Below are 8,501 nucleotides of genomic sequence, written 5' to 3'. Positions count from 1 at the left end.
CCGCCCAGCCCGCCCGTGCCGCCGGTGACCAGCACACTGCGATCCGCCATGGAGCACACGCTAGTGCCGGGGCCGCCGCCGCCGTGGTCCGGGCCGGCGCGTCCCGTGCCCGCACCCGGTGTCGGGGTGCCAACCCGGACGGCTTTCGGCGTGCCGGGCAGCATGTCGGCCCGTCGGATGGCATGGTCAGGTCTGCGCGGGCCCGGTCGCAGGGCGGCGGCCGACCGACAGCCGGAGCCGACCTCCCGGGGGAGGTGGCGGCGCTGCGAGAATGGCACGCTGAGCAGGTCCGGTGACCCCGGCGGGCGGTAATTTACCCAACACGCGCAGTCATGGTTGACGCTCACGCTTCATGAAAGTAAGTTTCATCCGTGGCGAAGAGTCCGAAGATTTCTGCGAGTCACGAGCCGGGTGGGCTGATCGTCCACATCAGCGGCCTGCTCCCATCGCTGTCGCCGGCCGAGCAGCGTGTCGCCCGGCTGGTCGTCGCCGACCCGGCCGATGCCGCGCGGCGGACGATCACCGATCTCGCCACCGCCGCCGAGACATCCGAGGCGACCGTCATCCGGTTCTGCCGGTCGGTGGGCATGGACGGCTACCCTCAGCTGCGGATCCGGCTCGCCGCCGAGGCGGCCCGCCGGGTCGAGCCGCCGGACGCGCGCGTCGTCGGCGGTGACATCCCGCCCGGTGCCGACCTCGCCCAGATCATCGCGACCATCGCGTTCAACGACGCCCGTGCCGTCGAGGAGACGGCCGAGCAGCTCGATCCGGCCGTCTGCGAGCAGGTCGTCGAGGCCATCGGCAACGCCGGCCGGATCGACGTCTACGGTGCGGGCGCCAGTGGCTTCGTCGCCTCGGACTTCCAGCAGAAGCTGCACCGCATCGGCCGGACCGCCTTCTACTTCCCGGACGTGCACACCGCGCTGACCTCGGCCGCGCTGCTCGGCCGGGGCGACGTCGCGGTCGGCATCTCACACACCGGCACCACGTCGGACGTGATCGAGGTGCTGGAGCAGGCGCGTGGCCGCGGTGCCGTCACGGTCGCACTGACCAACTTTCCGCGTTCGCCCATCACCGAGGTGGCCGACTTCGTGCTCACCACGGCGGCCCGGGAGACCACCTACCGCTCGGGTGCGATGGCCAGCCGGCTGGCCCAGCTCACCGTCGTCGACTGCCTCTTCGTCGGGGTGGCCGCCCGCAACCGGGCGCGGACCAAGAAGGCGTTGGAGGTGACGGCCGAGGCGGTCCAGTCCCACCGGGTCGGCTCCGGACGGAGGCGGGCATGACCGCCGGCGCGGTGGAGCCGGGGGAGGCGGCACCCGCCGTGGCCACCCGGCCGACGGTCCGGGTCGGTGCGCCGACGGAGCGGCGCAACCCGCTCAGCGTCGACCTCGACCTGATGTCGACCCGGGATGTGCTCTCGGTGATCAACGAGGCGGATCGGCTGGTCCCCGCCGCGGTCGCCGCGGTGCTCGACGAGATCGCCGCGACCGTGGACCTCGCGGTCACGGCCCTGCGTGGCGGGCACCGGGTGCACTACTTCGGCGCCGGCACCTCCGGTCGGCTCGGCGTGCTCGACGCGGCCGAGCTGGCGCCCACCTTCAACTCCCCGCGGCACTGGTTCTGCGCCCACCTCGCGGGCGGGCCGGACGCGGTGTGGCGCGCGGTGGAGGACGCCGAGGACGACGACCGGGGCGGAGCGGCCGAGGCGGCCGAATGCGTACGCTCCGGGGACCTGGTGGTCGGACTCGCGGCCAGCGGGCGCACCCCGTACGTCCTGGGGGCGCTCGCCGCGTCCCGGGCCAAGGGCGCCGCGACCGTGCTGCTCTGCGCCAACCCGGAGGCGGAGGCCGCCCGGTCGGTGGACGTCTTCATCGGGGTGGACACCGGTCCGGAGGTGGTGACCGGGTCGACCCGGATGAAGGCGGGCACCGCGCAGAAGCTGGTGCTCAACATGTTCTCCACCGCCGTGATGGTCCGGCTGGGCCGGGTCTACTCGAACCTCATGATCGACATGGTGGCCACCAACGCCAAGCTGCGCGGCCGGATGATCTCCATTCTGATGGAGGCGACCGGCTGCGCGGAGGAGACCTGCCGGCGGGCCCTCAACGAGGCCGACGGCGACCTGAAGACGGCGCTGGTGTCGCTCGTCTCCGGGGCCGGGGTCACCGCCGCGCGGGCCGCCCTGGCCCGCTCCGCCGAGCAGGTCCGCGGCGCCCTCACCCTCCTCGCGTCCTAGCCCGGCCATCCCCTCGCCCGGCGCCCGCGCCCCGGGTCCGCGTCAGGTCTGCCCACCCGGGCATAGAACGGCGCTGCGGATTGTTCATCGGGGGGTGGGGTATTACCACGGGTGTGGATGAACCGACCGGACCGCCGGCGCGTATCTGGCAGTGACCAGGATCGCAGCACGGTGGTGACCCGGGTCGCTGTGCACCCGGACCAGGCGGTGTTGCCATGGACCGGGCGGGCGCGATCCGTCGATCCGCAAACCCGCACGTGGTGCCCATCGGAGAGCAGCCACCCGGGGTGCTGACAGCAAACGTGGACCGTGCTCTCAGCTGATTATCAGGCATTGGTGACAGTTTCGACTCACGACATGGAATCCCCGACGCGTCTCATCTGTTGTGTAGGTGTCAGCACCGGTGGGCACGGCAGAAGTTACGGGGGAGGGCTGATGGACGTGGGGATGGCAAGGAACCGGGCAACCGGCGCGAGCGAGGGGACCGTGGGCAACGTGGACAAGAACATCGGGATGCGGACCGACGAGGTTGCTGAAGAGCGCGACCTGGTCGGCGTCTACCTTCACGAGATCTCCCGGACGCCGCTGCTGGACGCCGCCAAGGAGGTCGACCTCTCCAAGGCCATCGAGGCCGGCCTCTACGCCGAGCACCTGCTCGGCGAGGACCGCGTCCCGGCCGGTGTCGACCGGGAGGAGTTGGCGCAGCTGGTCGCCGAGGGTGAGCGGGCCAAGGACCTGTTCATCCGGGCCAACCTGCGACTGGTCGTGTCGATCGCGCGGCGCTACGTCCGCTCCGGCATGCCCATGCTGGACCTGATCCAGGAGGGCAACACCGGCCTGGTGCGGGCGGTCGAGAAGTTCGACTACGAGCGCGGCTACAAGTTCTCCACCTACGCGACCTGGTGGATCCGCCAGGCGATCAGCCGGGCGATCGCCCAGCAGGAGCGCACCGTGCGGCTGCCGGTGCACCTGGTCGAGGACGTCAACCGAATGCGGAACGTGGCCCGCCAGCTCACCCGTGAGCTGGGTACCGACCCGGAGCCGGAGCAGATCGCCGCGGCGCTCGGGGTCACCGTGGAGCGGGTCAACGAGCTGGTCCGCTGGTCGCAGGACACCGTGTCGCTGGACACGCCGGTCGGTGACGACGGCGACACCAACCTCGGCGACCTGGTCGCCGACAGTGACGCCCCGTCGCCGGAGGAGATCGTCCTCACCGGCCTGGAGCGGCAGCGGATCGAGGGCCTGCTCAACCACCTCGACGACCGGTCGGCTGGCATCATGCGGGCCCGCTACGGGTTGGAGGACGGCCGGGAGCACTCGCTCACCGAGGTGGCCTCGCGGTTCTCGCTCTCGCGTGAGCGGATCCGGCAGCTGGAGATCCAGGCGCTCGGCCGGCTGCGCGAGCTGGCCCGGGCCGAGGGGCTGCAGGCAGCCTGAGCTGGTAGTAATTGACGGCGAACGGCCGGCGTCCGATAGGGGGGCGCCGGCCGTTCGCCGTCTTCGCCTCGGCGGGTCAGCGGACCCGGCCGTAGCCCTGGATGGGCATCAGGTCCATGTCCCGCTTGAGCACGTTCCGCCCGGCGCTCGGGGCGTCGATCACCTGGCCGCCGCCGACGTAGAGGCCCATGTGCCCGAGGCCGCGATAGAACACCAGGTCGCCGGGGCGCAGCTCGCCGCGGCTGATGTGCGCCACCACGCCCCACTGCATCCGGGTGTTGTGCGGCAGCGACTTGCCGGCCGCTCGCCAGGCGGCGGAGGTCAGACCGGAGCAGTCGTAGCCGTCGGGCCCGTCGGCGCCCCACACGTACGGCTTGCCGAGGGCGCCGTAGGCGTAGCGGACGGCGACTCCGGCGCGGCCGGAGATCGCGGGCGCGTCGTCGGCGCTGTCCGGGCGGGCGGTGGAGGGCTCGGTAGCCCGGCCGTACGCCTGGCGGCGCAGCTCGTACAGCCGCGCCAGGTCCCGCTCGATCCGCTTCTTCCCGGCGGTCAGTTCCCGGGCCTGCGCCGCCTGCCGGTTCAGCGTGACGTCGAGCCGGGTCTTCTCGCCGAGCAGCCGCCGATGGGCGGCGGCGAAGCTGGCGATCCGCTCCTGCCGCTGTCGGGTCAGCTGGTGCAGCGTGCCCAGCCGGTCGAGCATGACGGCCGACCCGCCGGGCCGCAGCAGCGCGTCCGCCGTGCGCAGGTTGCCGGTCTTGTACGCGGTCACCGCCAGCTCGCCGACGTCGGCCCGGCTCTGCGCGGCCTGCTGCTCCAGCGGGCCGATCCGGAGCTGTAGCCGCGCCACGGCCGCCTCGTTGGCCTTGATCTCCTCGCGCAGCTTGTTGTACGCCTCCACGACGTGTTCCAGCTCGGTGGAGGACTTCTCGATCCGCCGGGTCAACTCGGCGGGGGTCGGTTCGGCCCGGGCCACCGTCGCCGGTGCGACCAGCGCGGCCGACACCACCGCGACCGTGAGGGCACGCAGCGTGTTCCTGAGGGACGACAAGAGCGGAAGGCTCCTCTCCCACGGCCACCACGGAGCTGCTGACGCCCCAGGGCGACACCGGGCCGGTGCCATCCGGGTGGACGGCGGTCGGCCGGACCGGCCGGACCAACCTAACCCGGGGCAGGAGTCATCCGCAGTGGAAGCAGGGGCGAATGTTGGCAAAGGGGCAGAAAGTGTGGATCATGGCGGTGACCGTACGTGCTCGGTGATCCGTGCTTTGGCGGCTGCCACGGGGGAAGTTGTCATCAATTGAACGATTCGCATCATTCGTCGTTCTGGGCGCATGCTGCCGGATGACTGCACGCTATAACCGATAAGACGGACTTGGATGGCTCTTTCCGGCGAGCGGCCCGCTCCGAGCCGCCGCGATGCGCCGGAAATCGCGGCCGGTGCTGGCGGGCGGGCAACACAATGAAGCGCGGAGCCGGGATTCCCGCCGACCGGCATATGTGACGACGGCACCGATGGGATCGGCCCCGGCACGCCAGCCGAGGGAGGAAAGCCATGAATCCTCAGGAGGCCACCGCGCGACCACCCCGGTCACCAGGAGTGACCGCCGACCAGAAGTCCACCCTGCTCTACGCCCGCCCCGGGATCCTCGTGACGGTCGATCGGTTCACCGTCGGCCGCGCCAGCTGGCAGGTGGCGGAGCTGACCCACCTGCACACCACCCGTGGGCCGCACGACCGGGTCGCGGTTCGTGCCGTAGCCGTCACCGGGCTGATGATCGGTGGCGTCGGCCTGCTGCTCGGCTTCACCGGCGGCCTGCAACGGCTGACCGCCGGGGCCTACCTCACCCTGGGCGCGGTGTTCCTGCTCCCGGTGCTGCTCGCCGTGGTGGGGGACCGGTGGCGACCGCCCGGGTACGAGCTGTGGGGAGTCTGCCGGGGCGCCGAGGTGCTGCTCTTCAGCAGCGACGACGAGCGGCAGTTCGGCCAGGTCACCCGGGCCCTGCGACGGGCCCGGGAGATGAACCGGTACGGCGGGTGGGAGGATCCGCTCGCCTCGGTCGACCCGTGGCGGCCGGCCCGATGACCGGGCGTCAGCCGGCCACCGGCTCGGGAGCCCGCTCCCGGCGCCCGTCTGTCACCCAGGAGCTGACCCGGCGCTCGGCGTAGAAGGAGACGAACGGCACCGTGCCGGCCAGCATCACCAGGACCATCCGCTTCAGCGGCCAGCCGGCCCGGCGGGACAGGTCGAAGGCGGCCACCAGGTAGAGCATGTAGAGGAAACCGTGTGCCTGGCCCACGGTCTCCACCACGACCGGGTTGTCGAACCCGTACTTCAGCGGCATGCCGATCACGACCAGCAGGATCAGGGCCACGCCGACGATCCAGGCGATCACGCGGTAGCGGGTCAGGGCTGCGCCCACCTCGTCCGTCCTTCCGAGCCCGGCCTCAGCCGGGATAGTCACCGGGCTGGGCGCCCGGATTGTCGTTCAACCATCGCAGGTAGTGGTTGTAGGCGGCCAGGTCCGCGTCCTCACCGACGTCGGCGGTCGCGGGACCGCGGGCGACCCGCACGGGCCGGCGTACCACCGGACGCGTCGCGGTGGCCACGGGGCGACCAGCCGGCCGCGCCCCGGCGTCGGCCGGCTCACCGGCGTCGGGCCGCGCCGGCCCGCGCAGGGCGTGCCGGACCTCACGCCACCAGACGAAGATCACGAAGCCCGCGAAGACCGGCCACTCGACCGCGTACCCCCAGCTCAGGGCGTTGCCCGCGGTGGCCCGGCCGATCTGCCACCAGCCCAGCCCCAAGAAGCCCAGGACCAGCACGACCATGGCCACGTGGCGCACGATCCACGCCGGGGTCCAGAGCCGCCTCATGGCATCGAGGGTACCGGGGCCGGCGGCCGTCTCCGACGCGGCGTCGTAGCTCGGCCGATGGTTTGGTGTCACCCGGTGTGGGCATCCGTCTAGACGCCAGCCCACAACAGACCAGGGGGGCGATGATGACCGGATCAGTACGACAGGACGAGTTCCCGAGCCCGGAGCAGCGGGTGCCCGAGTGGGGCGGCGACCAGGTGCACGACATGGCCTCCAGCGGCACCGACCCCGATGGTGAGCTGCTCGGCGTCGACCCCGCGGAGCTGGACGACGAGGACCTGATCCGCGAGATGCACAGCCTGCATCGCACCCGGCTCGACACGCTGCGGCACGCGGCCGACTCGGCGCTCGCCCACCACCTGCGCCGCACCGCGGAACTCGAGACCGAGTACCTGGCCCGGCACCCGGGCCGGGAGGTCGACCCGAGTCGGCTGCGGGATCTCTGATGGCGTACGCCGAGCGGGGGATGTCGGCGCCGCCCGAGGTCGTGTTCAACATCGCCATCGACCCGGACCGGGCGTCGGCCTGGCTGCCGGAGCCGCTGCGCGCCGGCGCCTCCCCGGCGGAGCACGTCAGCGTGGCGGAACTGCGGGCCCGCTGGCGCGCCGCGGGGGACTGGTCCGCCGAGATCCGGGTGGAGCCGGTCGACGCCGGCGGTGCCCGGATGCGGCTCGACCTCAGCGGCGGTGACGGTCACGCCGACCGGATGGCCGAGGAGGCCCTGGCCAGCCTGGCCCGCGAGGTGGCCGACAACCTGCAGGCCGGGTGACCCTGACGGCGACCCGCCGCCCGGCCCGGGGCGCCCCCGCCCCCACGATGACGAGGAGACCGGGTGATCGACCTGAAGCAGAAGGTGGCGCGGCTGCGCCAGGCGTACGCGCCGCACGAACAGCGGCCGCTGGGCGGCTACCTGGCGGCGATGGGCAGCTACGCGGGCGTGACCGGCGCGCTCGCCGCTCTGGTCAGGGTGACCGGTCGGCCGGTGCCGGAGCGGCCCGCTCCAGCCGACGTGGTACTGCTGGCCATCGCGACCCACAAGCTCAGCCGGCTGCTGTCCAAGGACGCGGTGACCAGCCCGCTGCGGGCCCCCTTCACCCGTTACGACAAGCCCATCGGCAGCGGCGAGGTGATGGAGCAGGTACGTGACCAGGGCAGCACCACCCGGCACGCGATCGGGGAACTGCTCAGCTGCCCGTTCTGCCTGGCTGTTTGGGTGGCCACCGGGCTCACCGGCGGGCTGGTACTCGCCCCCCGGCTGACCCGGCTGGTCGCCACCGCGCTGACCGCTGTCGCCGCGTCGGATTTCCTCCAGATGGCGTACGCGGTGGCACAGCAGGCCGCCGAGGGCGACGGGGACTGAGTCGACGGCGGGCACGGGAACGGGGCCGGCGGTTGCCGGCCCCGTTCGCGTTCGTCAGGTGGGGGTGGTGCCGTGGTTCTCGCCGGCCCAGCCCCGCGACGCCTCCGGCTCCCGCTCGTCCTCGTCGGCCCCGGTGACGACGTCACGATCGACGGCGGTGCGGTCGTGCTCGTTGGCGAAATCCGGCTCGGGGAGGGTGTCCACGCCCTCGGGGGGCTCACCGAGCGCCGGCAGCTTGTCGTGGTGCTCCTCGTGGTGGGGCATCTCGCTCTCCTCTCCGGGGTTCGCCGGGGGCGTCAGGTGACCGACCCGCCGAGCAGGTCCGCCGCCTCGTCCACCGCGTACTCCCCCTCGGGCAGGGCGGCGATCCGGGTGAGCAGCTGGGCGGGCAGCTCCGCCGCGACCGCCCGGCGGTAGATGTCGGCCTGGCTGATCCGCTCCTGGCCGTGGTAGAGGTCCTCGAGCAGGTCGTCGAGGCGGCGCCGGATGTCCGGCTCGTCGCTGACAACCGCGTCGGTCACGGCTGTCTCGGTCACGCGTGCGTCGTCGGTCACGCCGCTCGGCTACCCGCCCCCGAATCGGTCAAACCCC

Annotated in this window: 12 protein-coding genes; 7 read left to right on the top strand and 5 right to left on the bottom strand. The window is 72.4% G+C overall.

Annotation, left to right across the window (positions count from 1 at the left end; all coding sequences use genetic code 11):
- The first annotated feature begins 371 nt into the window (after positions 1-371).
- The 3 genes from C1I99_RS25960 to C1I99_RS25945 all read left to right on the top strand — a co-directional run bounded on the left by C1I99_RS25960 (position 372) and on the right by C1I99_RS25945 (position 3,676).
- Positions 372-1,286 carry a MurR/RpiR family transcriptional regulator gene (locus tag C1I99_RS25960; protein ID WP_111136814.1) on the top strand — a complete coding sequence of 305 codons (915 nt, stop codon included), beginning with the start codon at positions 372-374 and terminating at the stop codon, positions 1,284-1,286.
- Positions 1,283-2,239, top strand: coding sequence for an N-acetylmuramic acid 6-phosphate etherase (murQ, locus tag C1I99_RS25955; RefSeq protein WP_111136813.1), 957 nt, complete (start codon positions 1,283-1,285; stop codon positions 2,237-2,239). Before C1I99_RS25960 ends, murQ begins: the two co-directional genes overlap by 4 nt.
- A gap of 447 nt (positions 2,240-2,686) precedes the next feature.
- Positions 2,687-3,676 carry a sigma-70 family RNA polymerase sigma factor gene (locus tag C1I99_RS25945; protein ID WP_199562396.1) on the top strand — a complete coding sequence of 330 codons (990 nt, stop codon included), beginning with the start codon at positions 2,687-2,689 and terminating at the stop codon, positions 3,674-3,676.
- A gap of 76 nt (positions 3,677-3,752) precedes the next feature.
- Here C1I99_RS25945 and C1I99_RS25940 read toward each other — a convergent pair whose 3' ends face one another.
- Positions 3,753-4,724: a C40 family peptidase gene (locus C1I99_RS25940; protein ID WP_111136810.1), complete on the bottom strand. Its 972-nt coding sequence runs from the start codon at positions 4,722-4,724 to the stop codon at positions 3,753-3,755.
- A gap of 504 nt (positions 4,725-5,228) precedes the next feature.
- On the opposite strand from C1I99_RS25940, the gene C1I99_RS25935 reads away from it, so the two are divergent.
- Complete coding sequence (locus C1I99_RS25935) at positions 5,229-5,759, top strand: DUF6232 family protein (RefSeq protein WP_111136809.1); 531 nt, start codon at positions 5,229-5,231, stop codon at positions 5,757-5,759.
- Between the two features lie 7 nt (positions 5,760-5,766).
- Here C1I99_RS25935 and C1I99_RS25930 read toward each other — a convergent pair whose 3' ends face one another.
- Both C1I99_RS25930 and C1I99_RS25925 read right to left on the bottom strand, forming a co-directional pair.
- Entirely contained in the window at positions 5,767-6,096 is a 330-nt protein-coding gene (locus C1I99_RS25930) for a DUF3817 domain-containing protein (protein WP_111136808.1), read from the bottom strand.
- A 25-nt stretch (positions 6,097-6,121) separates the two neighbouring features.
- Positions 6,122-6,550, bottom strand: a complete 429-nt coding sequence (locus tag C1I99_RS25925) for a hypothetical protein (RefSeq protein WP_111136816.1) — start codon at positions 6,548-6,550, stop codon at positions 6,122-6,124.
- 122 nt (positions 6,551-6,672) lie between these two features.
- Here C1I99_RS25925 and C1I99_RS25920 point away from each other — a divergent pair, with 122 nt between their 5' ends.
- From C1I99_RS25920 to C1I99_RS25910, 3 genes are all read left to right on the top strand, one after another.
- Positions 6,673-6,996: a DUF6158 family protein gene (locus C1I99_RS25920; RefSeq protein ID WP_111136807.1), complete on the top strand. Its 324-nt coding sequence runs from the start codon at positions 6,673-6,675 to the stop codon at positions 6,994-6,996.
- Complete coding sequence (locus tag C1I99_RS25915; protein WP_111136806.1) at positions 6,996-7,319, top strand: hypothetical protein; 324 nt, start codon at positions 6,996-6,998, stop codon at positions 7,317-7,319. Before C1I99_RS25920 ends, C1I99_RS25915 begins: the two co-directional genes overlap by 1 nt.
- A gap of 63 nt (positions 7,320-7,382) precedes the next feature.
- The gene (locus C1I99_RS25910) at positions 7,383-7,910 is read left to right on the top strand and encodes a DUF1360 domain-containing protein (protein WP_111136805.1); all 528 of its coding nucleotides are present in this window, start codon (positions 7,383-7,385) and stop codon (positions 7,908-7,910) included.
- A 54-nt stretch (positions 7,911-7,964) separates the two neighbouring features.
- On the opposite strand, the gene C1I99_RS25905 is transcribed toward C1I99_RS25910, so the two are convergent.
- Entirely contained in the window at positions 7,965-8,174 is a 210-nt protein-coding gene (locus tag C1I99_RS25905) for a hypothetical protein (RefSeq protein ID WP_111136804.1), read from the bottom strand.
- Between the two features lie 32 nt (positions 8,175-8,206).
- Positions 8,207-8,446, bottom strand: a complete 240-nt coding sequence (locus tag C1I99_RS25900) for a hypothetical protein (RefSeq protein ID WP_199562395.1) — start codon at positions 8,444-8,446, stop codon at positions 8,207-8,209.
- Positions 8,447-8,501 lie beyond the last annotated feature (55 nt).

Source organism: Micromonospora deserti (assembly GCF_003236335.1).
Classification (GTDB): Bacteria; Actinomycetota; Actinomycetes; order Mycobacteriales; family Micromonosporaceae; genus Micromonospora; species Micromonospora deserti.
This window is presented reverse-complemented; position numbering and strand designations above follow the sequence as displayed.

Excerpts from the sequence above, each read along its gene's own strand:
- murQ (WP_111136813.1), top strand. The coding sequence starts at position 1,283 with ATGACCGCCGGCGCGGTGGAGCCGGGGGAGGCGGCACCCGCCGTGGCC.
- C1I99_RS25945 (WP_199562396.1), top strand. The coding sequence starts at position 2,687 with ATGGCAAGGAACCGGGCAACCGGCGCGAGCGAGGGGACCGTGGGCAAC.
- C1I99_RS25935 (WP_111136809.1), top strand. The coding sequence starts at position 5,229 with ATGAATCCTCAGGAGGCCACCGCGCGACCACCCCGGTCACCAGGAGTG.
- C1I99_RS25925 (WP_111136816.1), bottom strand. The coding sequence starts at position 6,550 with ATGAGGCGGCTCTGGACCCCGGCGTGGATCGTGCGCCACGTGGCCATG.
- C1I99_RS25920 (WP_111136807.1), top strand. The coding sequence starts at position 6,673 with ATGATGACCGGATCAGTACGACAGGACGAGTTCCCGAGCCCGGAGCAG.
- C1I99_RS25915 (WP_111136806.1), top strand. The coding sequence starts at position 6,996 with ATGGCGTACGCCGAGCGGGGGATGTCGGCGCCGCCCGAGGTCGTGTTC.
- C1I99_RS25905 (WP_111136804.1), bottom strand. The coding sequence starts at position 8,174 with ATGCCCCACCACGAGGAGCACCACGACAAGCTGCCGGCGCTCGGTGAG.